The organism is Okeania sp. SIO3I5 (assembly GCF_010672085.1).
In the GTDB taxonomy this organism is placed as follows: domain Bacteria; phylum Cyanobacteriota; class Cyanobacteriia; order Cyanobacteriales; family Microcoleaceae; genus Trichodesmium.
Genome location: NZ_JAAHHT010000006.1, coordinates 42,577 through 69,034, shown reverse-complemented (window position 1 = coordinate 69,034; position 26,458 = coordinate 42,577). Strand labels below are relative to the sequence as shown.

Here is a 26,458-nt window from a genome sequence, read left to right as displayed (position 1 = left end):
TAATTAATTTTCTGAAGCACCCTACCAGAGTAGATAGATAGCTAGGGAAGCGTAACGCACCAAACAAAATATTTGGAATAGAAATATTTGGCAGAGGTGGTGCGTTACATTTCATTAACGCACCCTACTTTTTCAGTTATCAGTTATCAGTTATCAGTTATCAGTTGAGAATGATGGCTTATTACTAAATTAAAGCAGCCATCTTCACATCATTAGTTGCCAATAACTCCTGTAACTCATCAGAATCTACAGTCTCCTTGTCAACCAACATCTCAGCCAACTTATCCAAAACATGACGGTTGCCTACTAAAACCTCCTTCGCACGACGATAAGCTTCGTCTACCAAACTGCGTACCTCATCATCAATAGCAGCAGCAGTTTCCTCAGAAAAATCACGTTCTGCCATAATATCTCTACCCAAGAACATATTACCATTCTGACGACCGAGAGCCACAGGACCGAGGCGATCGCTCATTCCAAAGCGAGTCACCATCTGACGAGCAACACGGGCAACCTGCTGCAAATCATTAGAAGCACCAGTTGTTACCTCTTCATCACCAAAAATAATCTCTTCAGCAATACGACCACCCAAAGCAACTGCCATTTGATTTTGTAAATAAGCACGGGAATACAAACCAGAATCCATCCGGTCTTCACTAGGAGTAAACCAAGTTAAACCACCAGCTCCACCACGAGGAATAATACTAATCTTCTGTACTGGGTCATAATCAGGCATTAAAGCTCCAACCAAAGCATGACCAGCTTCGTGATATGCGACTAATTCCTTACGCTTCTCGCTCATTACTCGGTCTTTCTTCTCTGGACCAGCTAATACCCGATCAATAGCATCATTAACTTCGTCCATAGAGATTTCTGTTAAGTTGCGACGAGCTGCCAGAATAGCTGCTTCATTTAATAGATTAGATAAATCTGCTCCAGTAAATCCAGGTGTCCGACGGGCAATTTTTTCTAAGTCTACATCTTTGGAAAGACTCTTGCCACGAGCATGAACGTTGAGAATTTCTAGACGACCTGCATAGTCGGGGCGGTCTACTACTACTTGACGGTCAAAACGACCAGGACGAAGTAGAGCAGCGTCTAAAACGTCGGGGCGGTTAGTTGCAGCAATAATAATGATGCCTGTGTTGCCTTCAAAACCATCCATTTCGGTGAGTAGTTGGTTGAGAGTTTGTTCTCTTTCGTCATTACCACCACCTAAACCGGCGCCTCTTTGACGACCCACTGCATCTATTTCATCTATAAATACGATACAGGGAGCGTTAGATTTGGCTTGTTCAAATAGGTCGCGGACGCGGGAAGCACCTACACCTACGAACATTTCGACAAATTCTGAACCGGAGATGGAGAAGAATGGTACTCCTGCTTCTCCAGCAACTGCTTTTGCTAATAGGGTTTTACCTGTTCCGGGAGGACCTACTAATAGTACGCCTTTGGGTATTTTGGCTCCTATTGCTGTGAAGCGATCGGCATTTTTGAGGAAGTCTACTACTTCGGTTAGTTCTAGTTTGGCTTGTTCGATACCTGCTACATCCCCAAATGTGACTTGGGTTTGGGGTTCCATTTGGACTCTGGCTTTGGATTTACCAAAGTTCATTGCTTGGCTACCTGGTCCACTTTGAGCGCGACGTAGTAGGAAGAATAGTCCGACTAATAATAGGATGGGGAAGAATAAACTGCTTAATGCTCTGACCCAGAATCCTTCTTCGTTCTGAGGTAGTACGGAAATATCTACCTTTTTGTCAGTGAGGATGTTTATTAGGTCAGGGTCGTTGGGTAAATTAACTTGGAAGTCAGTGCCATCTGCTGCTTTGACTCTAGCTATTGTCCGGTCAGCACTTATAAAGACTTTTTCTACGTTATTGCTTTCTACTTCCTGAATGAATTTACTGTATTTCCAGGTTTCGCGAGTTTGGGGTTGTTGATCGAAGAATGCTGTTGCTAGGGCGATGACTACTATTGCTAGTAGGGCATACAGACCGGCATTTCTCCACTTTTTATTATTCACTAGGTTTGCTCCTCCTAATTTTTTATGGTATGGGGACTTTGTTATTTAATCCTGGTATATTAACTTATGTTAATTTATTTCTCATATAATATCACATTGTTGGCTATGGTGCTAGGAAGTAAGAATTCAGCACACGGGGATTGGGCCACGGATATATGGATGGGTGGAGAGGGTGGGGAAGTGTGGGGGGTGTGGGAGGTGTGGGAGGTGTGGGGGGTGTGGGAAGTGTGGGAGGTGTGGGGGGTGTGGGAAGTGTGGGAGGTGTGGGAGGTGTGGGAGGTGTGGGAGGTGTGGGAAGAAATTACAAAACTTATGTATTTAGTCTTCGCCATTACTATGCAGGACTACCCTTTTTTCAAGTATAGGAAAATGAAACAATTATCTGGTAAAAATGTGGTGGGGAAACTCAACTTCTACAATTTTTTTCAGAAATATTTTCTGATGGCTATTTTTATAGATATAAGTTTCCTGATTTTCACTTCATCTGTCATAACTGATAACTGATAACTGAAATGATGAATTTTAACTATCTAGAAAATTTACGGGAAATTTGAGGTGGAAAAATGAAACAATCCTCTGGCAAAAATGTGGTGGGGAAACTCAACTTCTACAATTTTTTTCACAAATAATTTCTGATGGTTATTGTTGATAAATATAAGTTTCCTAATTTTGACTTCACCTGTTATAACTAATAACTGATAACTGAAATGATGAATTTTAACTATCTAGAAAATTTACGGGAAATTTGAGGTAGGAAAATGAAACAATCCGACGACAACAATTGGATTTGGAAACCAAACCCCTACAGTTTTTTTCACAAATAATTTCTGATGGTTATTGTTGATAAATATAAGTTTCCTAATTTTGACTTCACCTGTTATAACTAATAACTGATAACTGAAATGATGAATTTTAACTATCTAGAAAATTTACGGGAAATTTGAGGGAGGAAAATGAAACAATCCTCTGGCAAAAATGTGGTGGGGAAACTAAATTTCTACAGTTTTTTTAGCAAATATTTTCTGATGGCTATTGTTATAAATATAAGTTTCCTGATTTTCACTTCATCTGTCATAACTAATAACTAATAACTGAAATGATTAATTTTAACTATCTAGAAACTTCAGGATGGCTGAAGTCGTTAACAGAGGGAAAGTCAATAGATTACAATTATAATCCTCTACCTTGGTATTCTTATCCTGCTATTGAATTTATTGAGGATAAATTAAAGAGTGATTTTCGAGTATTTGAATATGGGAGTGGACAATCAACTTTGTGGTATGCTCAAAGAGTTAAAGAAGTAATTTCTGTAGAACATAATCCTGATTATTTTCTCAAAATTAAAAGTTATACGCCAGAAAATGTCATACTTTCTTTATTGGAGGATAGAGAAAAATATGCTGCCGAAATTAACAAATATAATGATGGTTATTTTGATATAATTGCAATTGATGGAATTAATAGGGTAGGTTGTGCCGAGGTCTGTTATCGGAAATTAACAGCAAATGGCTTGATAATTTTTGATAATTCGGCTCGAGAAGAAAATGATGTAGCTTTAGAGTTTCTGCAAGAAAAAAAATTTAAACGGTTAGATTTTTACGGATTACTTCCTACTCAAAAATATAAGATTTGTACTTCGATTTTTTTGCAGAATGAGGAAGTATTTAATCGGGGTAGTTTACCTAGTAAAAAAAAATATTGTTTGGGAATTTCTCTGGGGCAAGGTGAAGCAATAACTAAAAGACAAAATCAAAATCAAGGTAGTCATAATAATCAGATTTTGGCTTGTTATGAAGCTATTAAAAGTCAACCTTATGCTGCTGACGCTTACCAGAGATTGGGGGATATCTATTATTCCCAAGGTCAAATTGAAAAGTCTATTCGTTCTTACCAGAAAGCTATAGAATTACAACCAGATTTGGCAAGAGTTTATGCAAGGTTAGGTGGAATTTATTCGCAAAAAGGTAAATTAGAACAGGCGATCGCTTACTATCAAAAAGTTATTAAATTTGAACCTAGTTTGGCAGCGACATATTGGAGTATTAGTGAGATTTTACAGCAACAAGGCAGGCTATTTGAAGCTAATGTTTATCAGCTAAAAGCATTGGAAATAAAACCTGATATAACTACAAAATATTATGCTTTGAATAAGCTGGATCTTAAACTTACTCCTTATTTAACTTGGGAATATGGTTTTTTTGTTGAAGTTGGAGCGAATGATGGAATACGTCAAAGTAATTCTTTATATTTTGAGAAGTACAAAAACTGGCAAGGTATTTTGATAGAAGCAATACCAGATTTAGCGGAAAAGTGTAGAATTAATCGCTCTAAGTCTGTGGTAGAAAATTATGCTTTGGTTCCTTTTGATTATGGTCTGGATTATATAAAAATTTATTATTGTAATCTCATGTCTTTTGTTGATGGAGCTATGAAGTCAGAGGAGGAAAAAAAAGTTCATTTAGAAAGGGGTTGCCAAGTTCAAAATATTAATCATAGTTATGAAATAAATGTACGAGCAACAACATTAACTGCAATTCTTGATAAGCATGGAGTTAAAAATATAGATTTATTTTCGTTGGATGTTGAAGGTTTTGAATTAGATGTTTTGCAGGGTATTGATTTTGATAAGTACCAACCAAAATTTATGTTGATAGAGGTACGTTATGCAGATAGAAAAGCAGTTGATTCTTTTTTGAAGCCTTTATATGAACCTATTGCAGCACTATCTAATTCTATAAATGAGACTTTACCGGAACGGTCTTATCAGGATATTTTATATAAAAAAGCGGGGTAAGTATTTAGCTATTAGTTGTCAGTTCTCAGGAGCAAAATTCTTTTTTTCTCAAGTAAATTTATGAGTATTGTGGATGAGGAAATGGTAGTGTCATTTTCTCAAGCGCCGGCGAGTCGGAGTGCTCTTTGAATTTCTGATTATTGCGGATGGGGAAATAGTAGTGTCATTTTGGGAAGCACCTCTGATTATTGCGGATGAGGAAATAGTCGTTTCATTTTCTTAAGCACCCGCAAGTGGGAGTCCGGTTTGAATTTCTGATTATTGCGGATGGGGAAATAGTCGTTTCATTTTCTCAAGCGCCGGCGAGTCGGAGTCCGGTTTGAATTTCTGAGTATTGCGGATGGGGAAATAGTCGTTTCATTTTCTCAAGCACCTCTGATTATTGCGGATGAGGAAATAGTCGTTTCATTTTCTTAAGCACCGGCGAGTGGGAGTCCGGTTTGAATTTCTGATTATTGCGGATGGGGAAATAGTCGTTTCATTTTGGGAAGCACCTCTGATTATTGCGGATGGGGAAATAGTCATTTCATTTTCTCAAGCACCCGCAAGTGGGAGTCCGGTTTGAATTTCTGATTATTGCGGATGGGGAAATAGTCGTTTCATTTTGGGAAGCACCTCTGATTATTGCGGATGAGGAAATAGTCATTTCATTTTCTCAAGCACCCGCAAGTGGGAGTCCGGTTTGAATTTCTGATTATTGCGGATGGGGAAATAGTCGTTTCATTTTCTCAAGCACCCACAAGTGGGAGTCCGGTTTGAATTTCTGATTATTGCGGATGGGGAAATAGTCGTTTCATTTTCTCAAGCACCTCTGATTATTGCGGATGAGGAAATAGTCGTTTCATTTTCTCAAGCACCCGCAAGTGGGAGTCCGGTTTGAATTTCTGATTATTGCGGATGGGGAAATAGTCGTTTCATTTTCTCAAGCACCGGCGAGTGGGAGTCCGGTTTGAATTTCTGAGTATTGTGGATGGAGAAACAGTCGTTTCATTTTGGGAAGCACCTCTGATTATTGCGGATGGGGAAAAAGTCGTTTCATTTTCTTAAGCTCCTAAAAGTTAGGGTACAGGGCAATTTATTGTCACATTTAGAAAAACTTTATTCTTTAAAATCTCCTACATCTTGCTAAAATTAGTTAACCAAAAATTCAGCTCTCAATACTCAATTTTTAAGGAAATGAAAAAGATAAATTTCAGTATTTCAAGCCTCTTAGTTTAGCCAGAGAAATTGATAACTGAAAATTCAGGTTTCAAAACTTCATTTTTAAGGAAATGAAAAAGATAAACTTCAGTATTTCAATTCTCTGAGTTCAGGTAAAGAAACTGATAATTGACAACTGAAAACTCAGGTATCAAAACTCCATTTTTAAGGAGATGAAAAAGATAAACTTCAGTATTTCAATTCTCTGAGTTCAGCCATAATAGCTGATAACTGATAACTAAAAATCAACTAAATAACTAAAATGACTCAATTTAAATTAACAACTTCTGTGGTTTTAATTATATTTAATCGACCAGATACAACGGCAAAAGTATTTCAGGCAATTCGTCAAGTAAAACCTCCTCAATTATTTGTAATAGCTGATGCTCCTCGCCACAATAAACCAGGAGAAATTGAGAAGTGTATGGCAGCAAGAAAGATAATTAATCTGGTTGATTGGAAGTGTGAAGTTTTGACTAATTATGCTGAAGTTAATTTAACTGGTAAAAGAAGAATTCCTAGTGGCTTGAATTGGGTTTTTAGTATGGTTGAATCAGCAATTATATTGGAGGATGACTGTTTACCACATCTGAGTTTTTTTCAGTTTTGCCAAGAATTATTAGACAGATATTATCATAATGAAAAGGTAATGGCGATTTCTGGAGATAATTTTTTGTTTGGTCAAAAATATACAGAATATAGTTATTATTTTTCTCATTATTTTCATGGTTGGGGTTGGGCAACTTGGCGACGAGCATGGCAAAATTTTGATGCTGAAATAAAATCTTGGCCTCAACTTCGAGACAGTAATAGGTTAAAAAGTATTCTTCAAAATACTCTGGCAGTTAGATATTGGTCAAATATTTTTGAAAAGAGTTATCAAAGTTATTTAGCTTGGGATTATGCTTGGTTATTTTCTGGTTGGAGTCATGGTAAATTAACAATTCTGCCTCAGATAAATTTGGTTTCTAATATTGGTTTTAGTCCAACAGCTACTAATACTAAAGATGTAAATAGTAAGTTTGCCAATATTTCTGTGGAGGAAATGATTTTTCCTATGAATCATCCTTATTCTATTATTCGTAATATTCAAGCTGACAATTTTACAGAGAAAATAATGTTTAGTGGGAGTTTACAGTTTCAAGATGTTCGTTGCCAAGTTTGCGGTTCAATGTCTCATAAATTTGATACTGCTAAGGTTTTAAATAAATATAATGTTGATTATTTTCAATGTTCTAATTGCGGGTTTATACAAACGGAAAATCCTTATTGGTTAGATGAAGCTTATAGGTCAGCAATAGCTGGTAGTGATGTGGGTTTGGTGTCTAGAAATCAGAGTTTTTCTTTGATTACAGAAAATTTGATTCTTAATTTTTTTAATGCTGATGATAAGTTTTTGGATTATGGTTGTGGATATGGTTTGTTTGTCAGGATGATGCGCGATTTGGGATTAGATTTTTATGGGTATGATAAGTATTGTGAAAATATTTTTTATGAAGGATGGGAAGGGGGAATAAATGGGGAGGAAAAATATGAGTTAGTGACGGCTTTTGAGGTGTTTGAACATTTTATAAATCCTCTGGCTGAGATTGAGAAGATTTTGCAAAGAACGAGAAATATTTTATTTAGTACACAGCTATTGCCGTCTCATAATCCTCGTCCTAATGATTGGTGGTATTATGCTCTGGAAGAAGGTCAACATATTTCTATATTTACGAGAAAGGCATTATCTATAATTGCTCAAAAGTTTAAACTTAATTTATGTTCAAATGGAGAACATTTGCATCTATTAACAGAGAAAAGATTATCAAATCGCGAGCTTCAAAGCATATTTATGGTGACTAGAAATAAACCTGAGAAAAGGAAAGATTCTTTAACTCAACTAGACTATCAAAAAGTTATAAAAAAGCAACGCAAAAATCAGCAGCAATTGGATTTAAAGGTTATGGTCGATGGTGTATTTTTCCAACTAAATAATACAGGTATCGCTCGTCTCTGGAAATCTTTGTTAGAAGTATGGTCAAAAGATAGTTTTTGTAAAAATATCTTAGTGCTTGATAGAGCAAAAACCGCACCTAAAATTCCTGGCATAAACTATCGTGTTGTACCTGGATATAACTATGAAAAAATAGATGCAGATCGTCAAATGTTGCAGCAAATATGTGATGAAGAAAATGCCGATATTTTCATTTCTACTTATTACACAACTCCTATTTCAACGCCATCTATATTTATGGGTTATGATATGATTCCAGAAATTTTTGCTAAAAATATTGACGATCCTGCATGGCAAGAAAAACATCGTAGTATTCGACAGGCAGTTTCTTATATTGTAATTTCAGAAAATACAGCTCGGGATTTAATAAAATATTTTCCTCAAATTTCTATAAATTCTGTCACGGTAGCTTACTGTGGAATTGAATCTAAATTTTCGATAGCGACTCCTCAAGAAGTTGCTAATTTTAAACAAAAATATCAGATTAATCGACCATATTTTTTGATGGTGGGTGACAGAATAGGTTGCCTGGATTATAAAAATACTATTTTATTTTTTCAAGCTTTTGCTAAATTGGAAAAATATCCAGAATTTGAGATTGTTTGTATCGGAGGAAATAAAAAATTAGAGCCAGAGTTAAGCAAATATATTTCAGGTAGTAAAATTCATTTATTACAACTGAATGACCAAGAATTAATATTGGCTTACTCTGGAGCGATCGCTTTAATTTATCCTTCAAAATATGAGGGTTTTGGATTGCCTATTTTGGAGGCAATGGCTTGTGGTTGTCCGGTTATTACTTGTAAAAATGCTTCGATTCCAGAAGTGGCAGGAACAGCAGCTTTATATATAGATGATAATGATATTAATGGGTTAGTAAATGCTTTGGGTGAAGTGCAAAAATCTGAGGTTCGGCAACAATTAATTAGTGCTGGTTTAGCACAAGCTCAAAAGTTTTCTTGGTCTCAAATGGCTAAGATTATGACTGATATGTTTATTCAGACTTTTAATCAGATTAAAGTAAAAAGATTATCTACTTCAAAACCAGCACCTCAACCTTTGCAAATTACATCAGCAGAAATTAATTTAATTAAACAGCAAATACCAATCAAAAAGAATTTAGTAATAGTTACAAGTATTGCAGCTGGTAATGAAAAAAATCAGCTATCTGCGATTGAAAGTTGGCAAAAATCTGGATTTAATGTTGTCTCATTAAATAATGAAGCAGAAATTAATCGGCTTGAATATATATATAAAGATGTGACTTTTTATCCAGTTAAACGTGATGCTAAAGCAATAGTAGGAAGACCTCTGATTTATGTTGACGATCTACTACTTTATCTCAAACAATACGGCACAAAAATTTGTGGGATTATTAATTCCGATATTCGTTTAGAAGCAGGGGAAAATTTTCTATCTTTTATCTCTCAACAGGCAGAAAATTCTGTAATTTTTGGTTCCAGAGTAGATATTGATAGTTTTGAATTAACAGGAGGTAAGATTTATGAAAGAGGTTTTGATATTTTCTTTTTTGATAAACTTTTACTAGAAGAGTTTCCTATTTCTAAATTTTGTTTGGGTCTGCCTTGGTGGGATTTATGGATTCCTAGTATGGCAATAAAAAAAGGTTTGAATAGTAAATATTTGGTGACTCCAGTTGTTTACCATTTGAAGCATAAGATAAATTACAGTAACGATTTTTGGCAAACAATGGGAATTCATTTTGCTGATTTTTTTAACATAAACCTGAGTCAAAAATTTCAGGAAATATTGGTTACTAATCCCAGGCAGTTACAATTAGAGTTAACTCAATTTGCTCATCATACTGTGGGTAATATTCATCAAAAAACAGAGAAAGTTTATTATCAAACTCAACGGCAAAACAGAAATAAAAATATAGATAATCCAGATATGAATAATTCTAATTTTACTGAAATTATAGATGAATTTCCAGCTATTACTTCTTTGTCTGTTAGTAGCAAGAGACCGTTTTTTTCCGTAATGATTCCTACCTACAAAAAGGTCAAATATTTAGAACAAACTCTGAAAAGTGTTTTGCAACAAGCTCCTTCTCCAGAGGAAATGCAAATAGAAGTAGTTAATGATTGTCCTGATGTTAAAATTCAATCTGAAATAGAAGCTATTGTCCGAAAAGTTGGGGGAGAAAGAGTTAATTTTTATCGACATTTTCCACAAGATATTGGTCAAGCTCCAATTTTTAATATCTGTCTACAACGCGCTCAAGGATATTGGATTCATCTACTCCATGATGATGATTTTGTTTTGCCTGGATTTTATGAAAAGCTACGTCAAGTAATAGAAAGAAATACAACAGTTGGAGCAGCATTTTGTCGTCATTCTTATATAGATGAAAATAACAATCAAAAGATGGTCTCCCCATTGGAAAAAGAAACTCCGGGTATTATTCCTAACTGGTTAGAAAAAATTGTTGTTATGCAGAGAATACAATGCGCTTCAATGGTGGTAAAACGTAGCGTTTATGAAAAATTAGGAGGATTTTGTTTAGAAGCAAAGTCGGCGGCAGATTGGGAAATTTGGAAACGTATTGCTGCTTATTATCCTGTTAGTTATGAACCTCAAATTCTGGCTTGTTATCGTTTACATTCAACCTCGGAAACTTCGCGATTAATTGAGTTTGGCGGAAATATTTCTGATACTCGTAAAGCTATCGAAATTTCTGAGTCTTATCTACCAAAAGAAATATCTAAAAAATTGTCCGATCTAGCTAGAGAACATTATGCTCTTTCTGCTACTAAAACAGCACAACAAATGTTGAGCGTGGGAAAAGCAGAAGTAGCGATCGCTCAAATTCAGGAAGCTTTAAAATGTAGTAATTCTTCCCAAGTAAAAGAGGGGATAATTTCTCTGTTTGTTACTTCAGATGCCACTCCACAAATAGATGTAAATCAACTTTTATCTGAAGTTTCTAAATATGTGCAGGAATATCAAAAAGATAATTCTAATAAGTCAGCTTTAAATAAGTTACGTCAAGTCCGTCAACAAATTGCTAATTATTGGCTAAACTTACCCACAGAAAAATTAGAAAGTGTTTATTTAGGGGATGTTGGTAGAGCTAATCAAAAGTTAATTAGCAGTAATATTAAATATGAACAAATTTCAGAGACAGAAAAATATTTTGTTGAACAAATAGCAACTTATATTTCTCAAGGATTAGCTCGACAAAATTCTATTCAATATCTTTTAGCTGCAACTCTCTATTATTACCCCCATCAACTCTCGCCAAAATGGTTTGTAGAAGCTCCTATTCCTAAGTGGTTTGTCAATGACTACATCAAATTTATGATTGATGCTCCTAACTACTTTCAAGAAATAGGAGAAGCGGATAAATATTACCGTTATACTTTCGACTGGATTAACTATTTACATCAAAGAATCTTCAGTAACTCCGACTCAAAAATCTGGCAAGATATGGCTTGGTTTGTCACCCAGAAATCTAACTTTATTCCTCTCTACTTTAATAACGAAAATCTCAAAGATATATATATAAAACGTGCAGAAATAATGGAACTAGGATTGCAAAGTCGAGGCTTTAATCTTGATTATGTATTTCCAGAGCGAGCAGCTAATCGAAATAAAATTCGTTTAGGAATTCTCAGTAGTCACTTTATTCCTCAAACAGAAACTTTTTCTACTCTGCCATTTTTTGAACATTTAGATAAAACTAAATTTGAAATTATTTTATATGCTAAAAGTACCAGTGAATATCCCCTAGAAAAATATTGTCAAAGTTGTACAGAGAGATTTATCAAATTACCAGATAACTTGATTAGCGAAGTAGAAACTATTCGTAATGATGATTTAGATATACTTTTAATTGGCACTAATGTTACTGCTATTACTAATCCTATTACCTTACTTGCTTTGCATCGACTAGCACGAATTCAAGTAACTTCAACCTCTTCTTGCGTCACAACAGGAATGAGACATATTGATTACTATATTTCTGGAAAATTAACAGAACCTCCAGAGGAAGCTCAACAACAATATCAGGAAAAATTAATTACCTTAAAAGGGGCAGCTCATTGTTTTAATTACTATGCAACTGAACCAGAAAAAGCAGTTGTTAAACCAAGTCGAGAAAGTTGGGGAGTAAACGATAAAAATATTGTATTTGTTTCCGGAGCTAACTTTTATAAAATTATTCCCGAACTAAGAGAAACTTGGGCAAAAATTATTGCTGCCGTGCCAAATTCTATTCTGGTTTTATATCCCTTTAATCCTAATTGGAGTAATAATTATCAAGTTAGCACTATTTTTGTTAATGATATGCGTTCCATATTTAAAAAATACGGTATCGATCAAAAACGATTAATTGTGATTAAGACATTACCAAGTCGAGCTGATATTAAAGAGTGCTTGAAATTATGTGATGTCTATTTAGATTCTTATCCATTTGCTGGAGTAAATTCTCTGATAGAACCTTTAGAAATACAGATCCCAATAGTTACAAAAGATGGGAATTCATTCCGCTCTTTAATGGGTAGTGCATTGTTGCGATCGCTTTCTATTCCTGACCTAATAGCTGACAGCGAAGCAGAGTATATTAATCTAGCTATTAAGCTTGCTAATAATTCAGAGTTTCGCCAACAAAAGCAACAAGAAATTCAAGAAAAAATGCAGGAAAATCCTTCATTTTTAGATAGTCGTAGTTACTCTGCACAGATAGGTGAATTGTTCCAAGAATTATTCCAAGAATGGCAAAATGTTCATCTGCCAAAAACTATAGAATCTCAAGATAATAATTCTCTAACTTCTGAATTTATCAATCGTTTAGTAGGTTGTGTAAATCTGTACAAAATTGACCCGACTGACCAATCTTTAATTGAAGAATTACGTCAACTTCGTAAACAAATAGCTGATTTTTGGTTAGATGTATCACCAAAAGAATTAGAAACTATTTATCAAGGTAAAGTTCGACAAGCATATCTAGCATTATTAGCAAGTGGAATTCAAAACGAACCTCAAACAGAAGAAGAAGAAAAATTTCTCAAAGAATTAGCAGATACAAGTATAGGTCTAACTAATCCGAAAGGTATTAATGCACTTTTAGGGGGAATGTTATATTTTCCACCTGGTAAAATGTTAGTCCGAGATGCTAAAAATCGTTTGCCTCAGTGGTTGATTAATGATTATAAACAGGTATTTGAAAGTAGAGAAGTTGCACAGAAATTAGAAAAAGCTTTTCAAACTAAGTCACCTCATTTATCAGAAGATTCTATTGGTAGGGGTTTGGAAACCAAGGGTTTGGAAACCAAGGGTTTGGAAACCAAGGGTTTGGAAACCAAGGGTTTGGAAACCAAACCCCTACAAGTTAATGTAGTTTTAACAGAAAATAAGGCAGATAATTTAGATTCTGCCAACCAAAAATTTCTGAATCAATTATTAGGTAGTGTGAATCTTTATTATATAGATCCGTCTGATGAATCTGTTGTTAAAGAGTTGCGTCAACTGAGAAAACAAACGGCTGATTTTTGGATAAATTTAGAACCGCAAAAACTCGAAACTTTCTACTTGGGTGAGATGGGTAAAGGTTATCAAGAATTACTCAATAGTCAGATTCAAAATGAATCTTTAATAGAGTACGAACAGGAATTTTTACAAGAGTTAGCTACCCAACTTTCTCAAGGAATAGAAGCGCCGAAAGCTATTAATTATTTATTAGCTGCAATGTTATATTGTCGCCCACAACAATTGCAGATAGAAGATATGGATAAACTGCCTCATTGGTTACTTGCAGATTATCAAAAATTTGCGGGAAATGAATAATTAGAGATTGAATAGATCGGGAAATATAAAAAATCAAATAGGGAGCAGGGAACAGGGAATAGTTCAATAATTAATAATTAATAATTAATAATTAATAATTAATAATTAATAATTAATAATTACCTCTTCTTAAAAAGAAGAGGATTGGTTAAAAGGAATTTTTTTGTTTTTTCTTTTCTCCTTGAAAGGAGAGGCTTTCAACCTTTATTTTTCGGTAAATAAAAAATTATTTGCCATCAAGAAATTCACCATAATTTTGGGAATATGAATACTGATACCCGCTAACTGTAGACTGATTTTAATCCCGGCATTATTCAAGCTTTAAGATTTAGTTATTATACAAGTCCCTTAATACTTATTTGCTAAACAGTCTCTTATTTCTCAATCAAATTATTGTGCTAAGTAGATTGATAAAATTATTTGTGCATTTACTAATCAACGATATTATTTTTGCCTCTAGGTACTTTTTCCAAATATTAAATTAATAGTTTATTTACAGGTATTTGTAATTACACATAGGTAACCTATTTATTTAGGAGCGCACTTTCTTCTAGAAAATTAACTATGAAATATTAGCTGAACAAAAACTTAAGTTGAATTACATTAAGCAATTGAAAAAAGCATAAATTATGGAACAAGCTGGATTTAGCTTTCTTAGTATCCATGAAAGCGAAAAGTTTCATATTTATCGCAAAAAGTGAAACAGATAATCAAATAAACCTGATGTGCAAATTTTTTTAAATCTATGGGTTCTGAGTTTAGGGATTTTGGAAATAAAATTTTTAACCTCATAGCAAGTAAATCACCATTTTTCCGTAGAAAGTTGCACATCGCGTAAATAATTGTATCCAAATTCAATCTAATACAAATTCTCTGTGAAGTTGCATCTAAGTTTATTTCCGCTAACTCTCTTTTGGCAAAGAGTAATTATCTCCATTATTAAGGAAAAACTGTATTACGATCTAGAAAATTTGCATTTAGTTTGAGGATATTGGAAATATTTACCCCTCCCATGAATTTTTAGTTTAATAGTTGCCTCAAATTGAGAAAAGAAATAGCTGATTTATTGATCCGGATTTTTAAATAAAATGTAAGCATTCAGCTATCAGCTATTGCTGAAAAAAAACTGTAGAGGTTTGGTCTCCAAACCCATTGTTACTGATAACTAATAACTGAAAAATTAAACTCCTTTAACCTTAGAAATAATTATTCATTCTTGGCGTTCTAGCTGACTGCTAAGTCCTGAATGCTTACAATCAAATTATCGTGGTATAGTTACTAAAAGCCAAATTATTTATTAGGTACGGTACTTTACTTCTGCAAAATTAACTATGAATAAATATACCAATATCGCTGATTATTACGATAGTTTTACTGATTATTACGATCTTTTGATGACTCAAGGCAATTATGATTATCAAGGAATGGCTAATGCAGTCTATTCTTTGATGAAAAATAACCGGAAAAAAATACTAGAATTAGGTGTAGGAACAGGATTATTTGCCGAAAAATTATTAGCACTTGCTCCCGAAGCTAAATTTACAGGTGTGGATATTACCTCATCAATGCTCAATATTGCCAGAAAAAGATTGGGAGAATGGGGAAAATTAATAGAAGCAGATATCTATAATATGAACCTCCAAGAAACCTTTGATATTGCTGTTTCTAATAGAGGAGTTTGGGTAATAAGTAAACGAGGCGATCGGACTGACTTAAGAAATCATACTAAGGATATTGATGAGGATATTAAGGGATTAATTAATGTTGCTAAACATCTGCGTCAAGATGGATTATTTCTGTTGAGTGTTCAAGGAGAACATAAAAGTCATCAACAAAATCTTCCTACAGGAATTGTTTATTCTCAGGAGATAAAAAAAATTGCCGAAAATGATGAAATTGAATCCATTCAGAAAAGTTATTTTTTTAAGAAAGACGGAGAAATATTAGTTCAACAAACACTTAACTTGAATTACATTAAGCAATGGAAAAAAGAAGAAATTATGGAACAAGCTGGATTTAATTTTGTTAGTGTCGATGAAAGCCAAAAGTTTCATGTTTATCGCAAAAAATAGGGAATAGGGAGTAGGGAATAGGGAGTAGGGAGTAGGGAAGATTGGTTGGAGATTAATTTCTCTTTTCAAAATAATGAGTTAATAACTGATGACTGATATCTGATAGCTGAAATCCTTACTTCAAACTGACCGAATAATTAATAATTATTAATTAAATGATTCAGGTTAAAATCCTCCCCTTGAAAGGGGAAGAAAATAAATCTTTTCCTTTGAGTCAATCCTCTTCCTTTTAGGGAGAGGTAATTATCCATTAATGAACTACCATACTTGTGTTAATATATAGCTAATATCAAATCCGGTAGTATCGGTGCAAAAAAGCAGAAACCAGGTTTATATTAATGCCTCACTTTCATTAACATCTACCTCCCATAAACCCAGTTTCTTATAACACTTCTGTTGCCAAAGAATTTGATATAAGAAAGAATTTCTTAGTAAGCATTCAGCTATTAGCAATCATCTCTCAGCTTTTTAATAAATGAAGCAAACATTCCCTTAACTTCTACTACATTTTCAAATAGAGAATTGAAGCACCAGAACAATAAGCTTGATTTGAATCATGAAAAGTAATAAAGCTAATAGCTAATAGCTAATAGCTAATAGCTAATAGCTGACTGCTGAATGCTTACATTTGTTAGGACATAGATTTCTAATGAATCTTAGACTAAGAAATCTTTTTTCAACTGTTCCCCGTTCCCTGCTATAGTAGAGATTAATTTGAGGAAATTTCATTAAATATTATGAGTGTTGTTGCAGCTAGAAAATATTCAGATCGCTTAATATTTGCTTCTGATAGTATTCGAGTATCTGGTCATTTAAAAGAAAATTATCGTATTACTGGAGACGAACAAGGTAAACTTTTTGAAGTTAATGGTTTAGTTATTGGTGGTGTTGGTTTAATTATGGAATTAAGCTTTATGCAGATTTTTGCCAGAAATCATAAACCAGCAGCACCAACTGTAGAAGCTGTTTTAGATTTCATTGTTGAGTTTTATAGTTGGGCTAAATCTAAAGATGATTCTTTTTCTAAGAGGAATGATTATGTAATTGGAATAGAGGGAGAAATTTTCCGTATTTGCGATAGTTATTTAGTGGAAAAAATTAATGAATTTGCAGCTATTGGAGCTGGAGAACATTTTGCTTTAACAGCAATGTATTTAGATAAAAATCCTCAAGAAGCTGTAGAAATTGCTAATGAATTATGCGTTTATTGTTCCCCTCCTATTAATATTATTACTAAACAGGTTAATGTTAATAATAGGGAATAGGGAATAGGGTTTGAAGTTGATAGTTGACGGTTGAATGCTTACTTAAAACCAATCTTCTTGGTCGTTATTGTGTTTTTTATAAACCTTACCATTCCGATGAATTTGACGAGTTTTTTCATAGAGTTTTTCTTCAGTTAGCTCCCACTTTTGCAAGACTTTCTCTAAGTCTTCCTGAATATCTTTTGCCCCAGGAAAACCTCGATAGCGAATTTTCAACCTTGCCAATTCTGCTAAGTTATAGTCAGTATCTTCTTCTTTTAATAGGTTATCAACTATTTCCCTATCTTTACGATATTGAGGATGCTGTTGTTCTTCTGATTTCATAAAACTAAGGGTAAGTATTTAGCCGTCAGCTATCAGCTATTGTTTTTGCTATTAGATAAAAGTTTGATTAATTGAAGGATAATTAAACCTTACTACGAAAGTTGGATTTTATTGCTGATAGCTGACAGCTAATACCTAAATGCTTATAGGTTTAATTTTCTAGATTCTGCCACTTTTGAAAATGACTATCTTGATTATTCTTTTGAGTATTATAAACTAAATTAGGCTGAAGTTCTAAAGCTTTTTCTTGAAAAAAAAATGCCTCATAAAATCTACCCTCTTGTTCTAAAACTTTGCCTAAATTCCAATAAGCTTCTGCTAGATCCGGTTTCATTTTAATTGCTTTTCTATAATTAATCATTGCTGCATCAATTTGCCCTTTTTTATAAAACATACTCGCCAAATTAACAATAGCTTCAATAAAATTCGGGTTGATTTTTATTGCCAATGAATAAGCACGAATAGCAGCATCAATTTTATTTTGTGCTTGCAGAATATTTCCCAAAGTTTTGTAGACAGGAGCAAAATTTGCTTGTTCTTTTAAGACTTTGTGACAAAGAGCGATCGCTTCAGTAAAATTTCCTTGATTGTAATAAGTCTCGGCTAATTTGTTAATAGTATCAACATCATCTTGTTCAGATTTCCATAACTCTGAATAATGACTTTTTACTTGACTTAATTCAGTATAATTTTGAGATTTATTATTCTGCTGAAAAGTTTTTTTATCTTGTAAATTTTGATTCATATTCTAGAAGCTATCTATCTCAAGCGTTTCCTTTTGATTTATTCTTGACTTCATTTTTTCTTCTTTATACCAATTCCCAAAAATAATGCGATACTTCCTCAAAACTTCAGTTATTAAGTAATAAGTAAGTAAGAGTAATGTTTTTAATAATTTTAGGAAAAGAGCGAGGATATTTTATTGGGTTTAACCCTACTCCCTACTCTTAAAAAAATGTAGCAAGAATGAGGGAGTTTAGTATTATAAAAAAGAAACATGAGCGCTCGCAACTCGCCAACCAATAGAAGTACGTATCCAAGTTTGACTTTGCCTACCAATTTTTCCAGTTTCTTGACGCTGAAATTCAGTATTTGCTGTGGCAAAATCTTGACCATAAGTTGTAATCACAGTATTCATTAATATTCGCTCTAAATTAACTTTTCCACGTGCTTTTCTAAAAGCTGATATTGCCTCATATCCATAAAGATTTTCATTGACTCCATAACGGATAGTGTGGGGACTATCCCAAAATAATTCATCTAAAATATCCACATTATTGCTAATCAAAGCAGCTTCATATTTTTCAAATGCTGCTGTTACCTCCGCAACGACATTAGGAATATTAATCTCCATTTTTATTATCCTCTTAATCACAGTATTCTAAAAAATTTTCTGGAACTATTTTCAATTCTCCAGACTTAAATCTATCTATCGAAACCCAAAGCGCCGTTTTTTTTCGTTCCTTTTCCCAAAAAGTTAACTCTTGTATTTGATAAAACTTTGAGTCAGCAAAATCACATTTATATAATTGAATTAATTCATGTCTTTCCTCTCCATTAAACATAAAAATATTTTCCATACATCCCAAATATTTAATATTAATCAACTCAGCTTCAATCTCCTCTTTAAATTCTCTTTCTAATTTAATTATCCTCCTAATCACAGTATTCTAAAAAATTTTCTGGAACTATTTTCAATTCTCCAGACTTAAATCTATCTATCGAAACCCAAAGCGCCGTTTTTTTTCGTTCCTTTTCCCAAAAAGTTAACTCTTGTATTTGATTTGCCATTTCTGGGTGTCTTGTAGCTAACTCAATAGCAATAGCTCCACCTAAAGAATGACCATAAACTAATATACTTTGCGGATTAATCTGGCGTTGATTAACTAAATAATTCCAGACAATTTCTATATCTTGATAAATCTGCGCTTCACTAGGAAAATTCCCTGTACTAAGTCCATAACCTCGGTAATCTATTAACAAGACATCAAAACCTAATTTATGAAATTTATAAGCTTGTTCAACATTCGCTCCTATATTGACACCATTACCATGGAAATATAAAACCACACCTTCAAAATCTGACCTGTAAGAACTAGCAGGTATCCACCACCCATGTATTTGTTCCAACTTGCCTTTTTTCTCAGAGACAGGTAACCAAACATCTTGATATGGGAGATTTACATTTTCTGGTGTTATTTCTATAACTGAACTAGGGAAAAAGATAAATTGCTTTTGTACTAATACTAGAAATATACAAATAGCAATATATGCGATAACCAAAACTATTCCAAAAATTAAAAGCAACTTTACAAGAGAAAAAAGATAAGATTGCCACATAACAAAGAAAATTTATAATTATATCATATCCACTTTTTGAATTCAAAATTTACGCATTCAAAGTTCAAAAATTTTGATTCTAAGTGAATTTCAATAATTGTTTAATTAAGGATTCAAACCTCGTTCGTACAACCACGAAAAAATCAAAAATATTTTCCTTATTTCAAGTCTCTGAGCTTTAGGTAGAGGTTATAATTTTAATTGATTTGACTACTAACTCTATCTCCCTGACTTCTGAATTCTAGTTGCAGTTATTAACCAATAAACTTGATCGACTCTTAATATCATGTCCGGATAATCAGTGATAGAACGACCTTCCGCTTACGCGACCAAAAAACCTTTTCCCGTAAGTACCTTTTCTTTCCTTCTGCCTCTCCTCCCTTTCAAAGCTATGCTTTATAAACATCTTTCTCTTTTCATAAAACTTGACAACATAGACAAGTTATGCCCAAGCTCCTCAAAGGCTTTTTTTGGGAGAAAAATGTGTTGAAAAATACATTTTTTTGATAACTGTAGACAGAATTATTCCTCCCCCTCCTCCCCCTCCTCCCCATCTTCCCCACCCTCCCACAAGGGTTTCAGGAGTTCCTGATCAGGGATAGCGCATCATCGGGGGGTAGGGAGGATGCATAAATGCCTTACCTTCTCATGCATTGTAAGTATTCAACCGGACATGATATAATACCTCATCAATAAAAACTAAAAACTAAAAACTAAATTTTTAAAGTTGAGGCTGGAATTTGTTCCAATCATTAGATTGTTCATAAACATGAGCAACTTCAAATAGTAAACCTTCTTTCAAAACATTACCAATTAATTGCATACCAATAGGTAATCCTTCCTGATCGAAACCACAGGGTAAACTCAAAGCAGGTAAACCAGCCAAATTAACTGGAATAGTCATTAAGTCAGACAAATACATACTCAGTGGATCATCAGTTTTTTCACCCACCTTAAATGCTGTAGTTGGAGCAGTGGGACAAGCCAAAATATCTACTTGAGCAAAAGCTTTATCAAAATCTTCCTTGATTAAAGTACGGACTTTTTGAGCCTTCAGATAATAAGCATCATAATATCCAGCCGACAAAGCATAAGTACCAATCATAATTCGGCGTTTAACTTCTGAACCGAAACCTTCAGCGCGAGTCTTAGCATACATATTCAAGAGGTTTTCCGACTCAGGAGAACGGAAACCATATTTCACCCCATCATAGCGGGCTAAATTTGCAGAAGCTTCCGAGGGAGCAATAATATAATAAGTAGGTAAACCGTAGCGAAATCTTGGACAAGAAACCACCTGAATTTCTGCTCCCAACTCCTGCAGTAGTTCCACTGCTTTAGTAAAAGCTTGAAGAACAGATGAATCTAAACCTTCACCAAAAGTCTCTTGAATTAGGCCAATTCTAATTTGCCCTTTAGGTCTTAAATTAGGTCTGAGATTTTTAGTGTAATCTGGGATAGAAACATTAAGACTGGTAGAATCTTTAGGGTCATAACCAGCGATCGCCTGCAATAAAATTGCAGAATCTTTCACAGTTCTGCTAAAAGGACCTATTTGGTCCAAAGAAGAAGCATAAGCTACTAACCCATAGCGAGAAACCAGACCATAAGTAGGCTTCATTCCCACCACTCCACAAAAAGATGCTGGTTGACGAATCGAGCCACCTGTATCTGAACCTAATGCCACTACACATTCTTCAGATGCTACTGCTGCTGCCGATCCTCCCGAAGATCCCCCAGGCACTCTTTCCACATCCCACGGATTAGATGTAACTTGATAGGCAGAATTTTCCGTTGAACTGCCCATAGCAAATTCATCTAAATTGGTTTTACCTAAAATTACTGCCCCAGCATCTACAAGTTTTTGAGTTACTGTAGATTCATAAGGCGGAATAAAATTTTCTAGAATCTTAGAGCCACAAGTAGTAGGGATACCTCTAGTACACATATTATCCTTCACAGCGATCGGAATCCCTGCTAGTGGTCCAATTTTCTCTCCTGTAGCAATTTTGGCATCCACCTGACGGGCCTGTTCGATTGCCTTTTCTGCCGTAACACAGATAAAGCTTTTCAACTTCGGCTCCAACTGGTTGATGCGTTCCAGAGCTTCTTGGGTAATTTCTACTGCAGAGCGTTCTTTACTGATTAGTTGTTGATGCAGCTCGCTAATGGATGCCATATACCATCATTCCTAAAGTTTAGCTATGAGATTTTGACAGTCACCGTTAATAATTATTGATATTACAGGAGATTCTTGGTCTAAGATGGAAGTCATTGCTGATTAAGAGCTACTGTCCATTTTCTCCACAAGCACTTGTTTTTACTTCTACCGACTGTCAGGTAGCGAAAGGATTTAAAAATTTAATTTGGGAGTATTTTTTGGCTGTGCTAGAGAGTTTTTTATCCTAACGAGCCAGGTTACCATTAAATTTTCAAGGGTTGGGTCAGAAAACCACTCCCCATAATACCATTTCTCAAAAAATTCTCTACATTTTCTTGAGTAGGGACGTTTTGCTGGCGCATAACTCCGTTAACGCGGAGCGACATGGAAAGCGCAGCATTCCGGAACGGAAAACGCATTAATGCTCAAGTAACGTCCGTACGGGAGTGGTAGGGACTAAGCATCCTTAGTCCCTAAGGGAGTTGTCAACATAAGAATAATTAATACTAAATAGCTAATAATTATCGAAAAAGTCATTCCGAAACGTGTTAATTACTTAATAATTGAAGTCCCACCCAAGTATAGCAATACTTTTGGTAATTGGTATAATATAGCTGGATTATCGCAATCTGGATTATACCACAAATCTTATGAGTGTTTATAGAACCCATTGAGGATCTATTATTGGGAGGTGTAGGAGGTGTGGCAGGTGTAGGAGGTGTGAGAGGTGTGGGAGGTGTGGGAAGTGTAGTCCGTAAAGGACTCAAAAAATGTAAGGTTGTAAATATTCTCTGACGACAATGAATCAGCAATGCCTACTCCCTCTTTTCTAGAGATACCAAATAGCTTCTATAGAACCCATTAAGGATATACAGCATATTCCCAGCATAATAAGTACAGAAATTAACAGTTAAATCCTATCAGTGCGGGCATCTTGCCGGCGATTGGTGTATCTCACAAAAGTGGAATCCCCTGTATTTCAAAATAGACGGGGCAATGGAGAGATGGGGAGATATAACTGGAAAGATAATAAAAATTTCCCCTTTGTATTCTAAATTTAGTTATTCACTATTACCTATTACCTATTTCCTATTCCCTGTTCTCTATAACTAATGAATTTTGTACCTCGCGCTTCTTGGGAATTGCTATAAACATTAAGCTTTAAGTTTAAATCAAAGAATTTTTCTGATACTAATTTTTTAGATCCAAATTTAACTTTTATCCGGAAAATGACACAAATAGCTTGAGAAACTAGGAAAATCCCATGATTTCCTAGTAGGAGCTATGCCACCAAAAGCTCGTTTGAAAGAATATCTGACGATAGAAGAATTAAAAATTCGCTACCGACAAGCTTTAGACGCCATCGAATCTCGTCGGTGGCATCTCCTGCTTCTAATTGCTCAAGATTGGTCTATTAAAAAGGCAGCGGAAGTTGTTGGACTTAACTATGATTATGCTAAGGAAATTCTTGGGCGTTACAACCGAGAAGGGCCAGAGTCTGTGAAGAATCGTAGCAAGGATCGTCAACCACCACCTGCCAGATCTTTATTGACTCCCGAGCAACAACAGGAACTATCGGTGGCTTTACAAGGGCCAGCTCCTGATGGTGGATCATGGTCTGGCCCAAAAGTAGCTCGTTGGATAGCAAACAAAACTGGCCGGGAGCATGTCTGGCCTCAACGAGGTTGGGATTATCTTAAAAAGCTGGGGATTGACTGGAAAAAAAAATATAAAAATGATTGATATAGCATTCAGCGTTCAACACTCAGCTTTGATTGAATTTTCACGAATTTAGCTACCTCAAATATATATTAAAAAAACAAGGTTTTGTCAGCTAATTAGCTACTATTGTATAAATCAAAAAAAATTTGTATCGTCTCTTAATTTATTCCTTCTACCTTACTTATTTTTTATTGAAGAAACTGATTCAATTGCAGCACTTTGTCGGGATGCTGAGGTATATTTTAAGTAAGCATTCAGCCATTAGCTATCAGCTATCAGCTATCAGCTATGATTTATTAACTCATCATTATTTTTTCAGGATGAATTAGTATTCAATAAAAATGAAAATTGATGAATCAAATAGTCCTATCAACTAGCTTTAGTCGTTGCTTGATTACTTCAAAAGCTGATTGCTGAATGCTAATAGCTGAATGCTTACTATTTTAATACTAATTTCTATTGCCTAAAGCTCTACAACTTTATATATCATCGCACAACAGCTTAAAAATCATTTTGAATAATAAACTGTTTGTAAAATAAGTCTTAAGAGAGTTGTTGAGTGACTAAAATCTAAAAGTAAAAGGTACTTCAATAGATTGAAATTTGGTAGATTGATTAGGTGTAAAGGTATATATATTCCCTTTATTTTAACTCTTCAATACTTGTCTTGATTTCTTCCTCCCTATTCCCTATTCCCTATTCCCTATTCCCTATTCCCTATTCCCTATTCCCAGTTAAGTGTTCCCTATCTCCTTTTTATATTTCCTGATACATTCAGTCTGTCAAATAATCAAACAAAATGTTAACTTGTAGTTATCCAATTAAGGCGATTGTTTCCGTTTTTAGATGACTATCGCTTCTTTTTGTTAAGGTAAAAATAGAAAAATTAAATACTATTTTATGATGAATATTCAACCCAAAATTATATATAGTCCCAAATATGACATCCGTTTCTTTGGCATTGAAAAACTGCATCCTTTTGATAGTTGTAAATATAGTCGTGTATGGAAAACACTAATTGCAGAATTTGGTTACCAACTTCTCAAAAAAATAACTACTCAGCCTCAAAAAACAGCTAGTAAAAGTGAATTATTAACTGTTCATAATGATTACTATTTAAACCTTCTTAAGTCCTCTCAATATGTTGCTCAAGCCTTAGAACTTCTTCCCTTAGCCATTGTACCTAATTGGATACAAAATAAATTTGTATTAACTCCCATGCTTTGGGCGACGAAAGGTACAATAATAGCTGCTGAAGAAGCCTTAAAAAGTGGCATTGCTATTAATCTTTCAGGAGGTTATCACCACGCCAGTCAGGAAAGAGGTGAAGGGTTCTGTATTTATTCTGACATTGCCATTTCCATTGCTTTATTACAAAAATCAAATAAGATAAAAAAAGGAGAAAAAGTAATTATTATTGATTTAGATGCTCATCAGGGAAACGGATTAGAAAGAATTTTCTATGATGACCCAGATGTTTTAATTTTTGATATGTATAATCAAGACATATATCCTCAAGATACTTTGGCTAGAGAAGGCATTAACTATGATATTCCCTTACATTTAGGAACTCAAGATGACCAATATCTAGGTTTATTAAAGGAAAAATTACCATCATTTTTAAACGAAGCAAGTGAAGCTAAAATAGCGTTCTATAATGCTGGAACAGACATTTATAAATCAGATCTTTTAGGAGGGTTAAAGATATCAGCAAAAGGTGTTTTAGAACGAGATAAATTTGTGTTTAAAAATCTTACAGAAGCCAATATTCCTTGGGTAATGGTACTAAGTGGAGGATATACTCAGCAAAGTTATAAATTAATAGCAAATAGTATAAGTTATCTTTTCCATATTTTTATTTAGCTTGGCGAGACCAAGGCTCTTTATTTGCTTATTTAGAGCGACCATTAAAAGCATTAATATCTTTTAATCAAGTAATTAGATATAAACCAAATTATTTGGCAGTTTTGTATCTGAAAGGAAATATTTTAACAACAAATTTTCAAGAAGATGAACAAGCGATCGCTGTCTATAATAAGGCAATTCAATTAAAGTCTGATTTGGCTGATGCAAGTATGGGAAAAGGGGAAGCTTTTTATCGTAATGGGAATTCTGAAAAAGCAAGAGAAGCTGCCCAAGAAGCAGTCAAACTTAAGCCTAACAATCCGGAAGTTTTGAATTTTTTAAATGCTCTAGAGAAAAATCGTTTACCACCTCATTCTATGGAGTGGATACCAAATCAAATAGAGATTGAAAGAAGAAATTATTCTCCTCGTCAACCACCTAATTTATTCTGGTCATCAATATAATTTTCTTGAGTAAGGGAACAGGGAAGTGGGGGAGTAGAGGAGTAGGGGAGAAATAAAAATAAGAACAATTGTAATTAATTTGACACAGTTAATCAGCATTTACAATCCCAATCATAAAAGTCGGCATATCCTACAGATTAACCTACAAAAATCTGGAATGTTATGGGAAATGCCTCAACATTTGTTTGATAGTTAAGATTTATTGAGGCGTTAGTAATAAAGCTCAGTTATCTATCCGGATTTATCAACATAGCTCAGAATTTTAAATTAAAACTAACAGATGAAATTCTTTTTGACTTGATTTAAAAGACAAAAATATTTTCCTCAATAAGTTAGCGCTACGCACTAGGGAATAGGGAACAGGGAACAGGGAACAGCAGATTACCAAAGGGATTTATAATTAATTGTCCTAACCTTTGCTTCGACTGCTATATGCAAAAT

General features: G+C 34.2%; 16 protein-coding genes and 1 pseudogene. 10 read left to right on the top strand and 7 right to left on the bottom strand.

Annotated features, from left to right (window positions below):
• Positions 1–184 precede the first annotated feature (184 nt).
• Positions 185–2,026, bottom strand: coding sequence for an ATP-dependent zinc metalloprotease FtsH3 (gene ftsH3 / locus F6K40_RS02345; protein WP_293130806.1), 1,842 nt, complete (start codon positions 2,024–2,026; stop codon positions 185–187).
• 180 nt (positions 2,027–2,206) lie between these two features.
• Between ftsH3 and F6K40_RS02340 the strand changes: the two genes are divergently transcribed.
• From F6K40_RS02340 to F6K40_RS02315, 6 genes are all read left to right on the top strand, one after another.
• Positions 2,207–2,530, top strand: coding sequence for a hypothetical protein (locus F6K40_RS02340; protein WP_293130804.1), 324 nt, complete (start codon positions 2,207–2,209; stop codon positions 2,528–2,530).
• Between the two features lie 592 nt (positions 2,531–3,122).
• Positions 3,123–4,820, top strand: a complete 1,698-nt coding sequence (locus F6K40_RS02335) for an FkbM family methyltransferase (protein WP_293130802.1) — start codon at positions 3,123–3,125, stop codon at positions 4,818–4,820.
• Positions 4,821–5,562: 742 nt separating this feature from the next.
• On the top strand, positions 5,563–5,700 hold the full coding sequence (locus F6K40_RS02330; RefSeq protein ID WP_293130800.1) for a hypothetical protein: 138 nt from the start codon (positions 5,563–5,565) through the stop codon (positions 5,698–5,700).
• A gap of 582 nt (positions 5,701–6,282) precedes the next feature.
• Entirely contained in the window at positions 6,283–13,824 is a 7,542-nt protein-coding gene (locus F6K40_RS02325; RefSeq protein WP_293130797.1) for an O-linked N-acetylglucosamine transferase family protein, read from the top strand.
• 1,331 nt (positions 13,825–15,155) lie between these two features.
• Complete coding sequence (locus F6K40_RS02320; RefSeq protein ID WP_293130794.1) at positions 15,156–15,896, top strand: class I SAM-dependent DNA methyltransferase; 741 nt, start codon at positions 15,156–15,158, stop codon at positions 15,894–15,896.
• Positions 15,897–16,633: 737 nt separating this feature from the next.
• On the top strand, positions 16,634–17,161 hold the full coding sequence (locus F6K40_RS02315) for a hypothetical protein (RefSeq protein WP_293130791.1): 528 nt from the start codon (positions 16,634–16,636) through the stop codon (positions 17,159–17,161).
• Positions 17,162–17,203: 42 nt separating this feature from the next.
• On the opposite strand, the gene F6K40_RS02310 is transcribed toward F6K40_RS02315, so the two are convergent.
• The 6 genes from F6K40_RS02310 to gatA all read right to left on the bottom strand — a co-directional run bounded on the left by F6K40_RS02310 (position 17,204) and on the right by gatA (position 22,004).
• Positions 17,204–17,485, bottom strand: coding sequence for a DUF3288 family protein (locus tag F6K40_RS02310; protein ID WP_293130788.1), 282 nt, complete (start codon positions 17,483–17,485; stop codon positions 17,204–17,206).
• A 151-nt stretch (positions 17,486–17,636) separates the two neighbouring features.
• The gene (locus tag F6K40_RS02305) at positions 17,637–18,230 is read right to left on the bottom strand and encodes a tetratricopeptide repeat protein (RefSeq protein ID WP_293130785.1); all 594 of its coding nucleotides are present in this window, start codon (positions 18,228–18,230) and stop codon (positions 17,637–17,639) included.
• Between the two features lie 237 nt (positions 18,231–18,467).
• Positions 18,468–18,839, bottom strand: a complete 372-nt coding sequence (gene hpxZ, locus F6K40_RS02300) for an oxalurate catabolism protein HpxZ (RefSeq protein WP_293130782.1) — start codon at positions 18,837–18,839, stop codon at positions 18,468–18,470.
• Positions 18,840–18,852: 13 nt separating this feature from the next.
• Positions 18,853–19,149, bottom strand: a complete 297-nt coding sequence (locus F6K40_RS02295) for an NUDIX hydrolase (protein WP_293130779.1) — start codon at positions 19,147–19,149, stop codon at positions 18,853–18,855.
• Positions 19,142–19,768: an alpha/beta hydrolase gene (locus F6K40_RS02290; RefSeq protein WP_293130776.1), complete on the bottom strand. Its 627-nt coding sequence runs from the start codon at positions 19,766–19,768 to the stop codon at positions 19,142–19,144. The genes F6K40_RS02295 and F6K40_RS02290 overlap by 8 nt, the downstream gene beginning before the upstream one ends.
• A gap of 778 nt (positions 19,769–20,546) precedes the next feature.
• Positions 20,547–22,004 (bottom strand): Asp-tRNA(Asn)/Glu-tRNA(Gln) amidotransferase subunit GatA, encoded by a 1,458-nt coding sequence (gatA, locus tag F6K40_RS02285; RefSeq protein WP_293130774.1) that lies wholly within the window; start codon positions 22,002–22,004, stop codon positions 20,547–20,549.
• A 636-nt stretch (positions 22,005–22,640) separates the two neighbouring features.
• Between gatA and F6K40_RS02280 the strand changes: the two genes are divergently transcribed.
• From F6K40_RS02280 to F6K40_RS02265, 4 genes and pseudogenes are all read left to right on the top strand, one after another.
• A complete protein-coding gene (locus tag F6K40_RS02280) occupies positions 22,641–22,781 on the top strand; it encodes a hypothetical protein (protein WP_293130772.1) in 141 nt (46 codons plus the stop codon).
• Positions 22,782–23,270: 489 nt separating this feature from the next.
• On the top strand, positions 23,271–23,729 hold the full coding sequence (locus F6K40_RS02275) for a helix-turn-helix domain-containing protein (protein WP_293130769.1): 459 nt from the start codon (positions 23,271–23,273) through the stop codon (positions 23,727–23,729).
• 879 nt (positions 23,730–24,608) lie between these two features.
• On the top strand, positions 24,609–25,571 hold the full coding sequence (locus F6K40_RS02270) for a histone deacetylase family protein (RefSeq protein WP_293130766.1): 963 nt from the start codon (positions 24,609–24,611) through the stop codon (positions 25,569–25,571).
• A gap of 20 nt (positions 25,572–25,591) precedes the next feature.
• Positions 25,592–26,017: pseudogene (locus F6K40_RS02265) on the top strand (tetratricopeptide repeat protein); the annotation flags it as partial.
• Positions 26,018–26,458 lie beyond the last annotated feature (441 nt).

What these genes read in the sequence shown, in the direction of transcription:
- gatA (WP_293130774.1), bottom strand. Translation starts at nt 22,004, where the DNA reads ATGGCATCCATTAGCGAGCTGCATCAACAACTAATCAGTAAAGAACGC.
- F6K40_RS02310 (WP_293130788.1), bottom strand. Translation starts at nt 17,485, where the DNA reads ATGAAATCAGAAGAACAACAGCATCCTCAATATCGTAAAGATAGGGAA.
- F6K40_RS02335 (WP_293130802.1), top strand. Translation starts at nt 3,123, where the DNA reads ATGATTAATTTTAACTATCTAGAAACTTCAGGATGGCTGAAGTCGTTA.
- F6K40_RS02325 (WP_293130797.1), top strand. Translation starts at nt 6,283, where the DNA reads ATGACTCAATTTAAATTAACAACTTCTGTGGTTTTAATTATATTTAAT.
- F6K40_RS02305 (WP_293130785.1), bottom strand. Translation starts at nt 18,230, where the DNA reads ATGAATCAAAATTTACAAGATAAAAAAACTTTTCAGCAGAATAATAAA.
- F6K40_RS02270 (WP_293130766.1), top strand. Translation starts at nt 24,609, where the DNA reads ATGATGAATATTCAACCCAAAATTATATATAGTCCCAAATATGACATC.
- F6K40_RS02315 (WP_293130791.1), top strand. Translation starts at nt 16,634, where the DNA reads ATGAGTGTTGTTGCAGCTAGAAAATATTCAGATCGCTTAATATTTGCT.
- F6K40_RS02320 (WP_293130794.1), top strand. Translation starts at nt 15,156, where the DNA reads ATGAATAAATATACCAATATCGCTGATTATTACGATAGTTTTACTGAT.
- F6K40_RS02275 (WP_293130769.1), top strand. Translation starts at nt 23,271, where the DNA reads ATGCCACCAAAAGCTCGTTTGAAAGAATATCTGACGATAGAAGAATTA.
- hpxZ (WP_293130782.1), bottom strand. Translation starts at nt 18,839, where the DNA reads ATGGAGATTAATATTCCTAATGTCGTTGCGGAGGTAACAGCAGCATTT.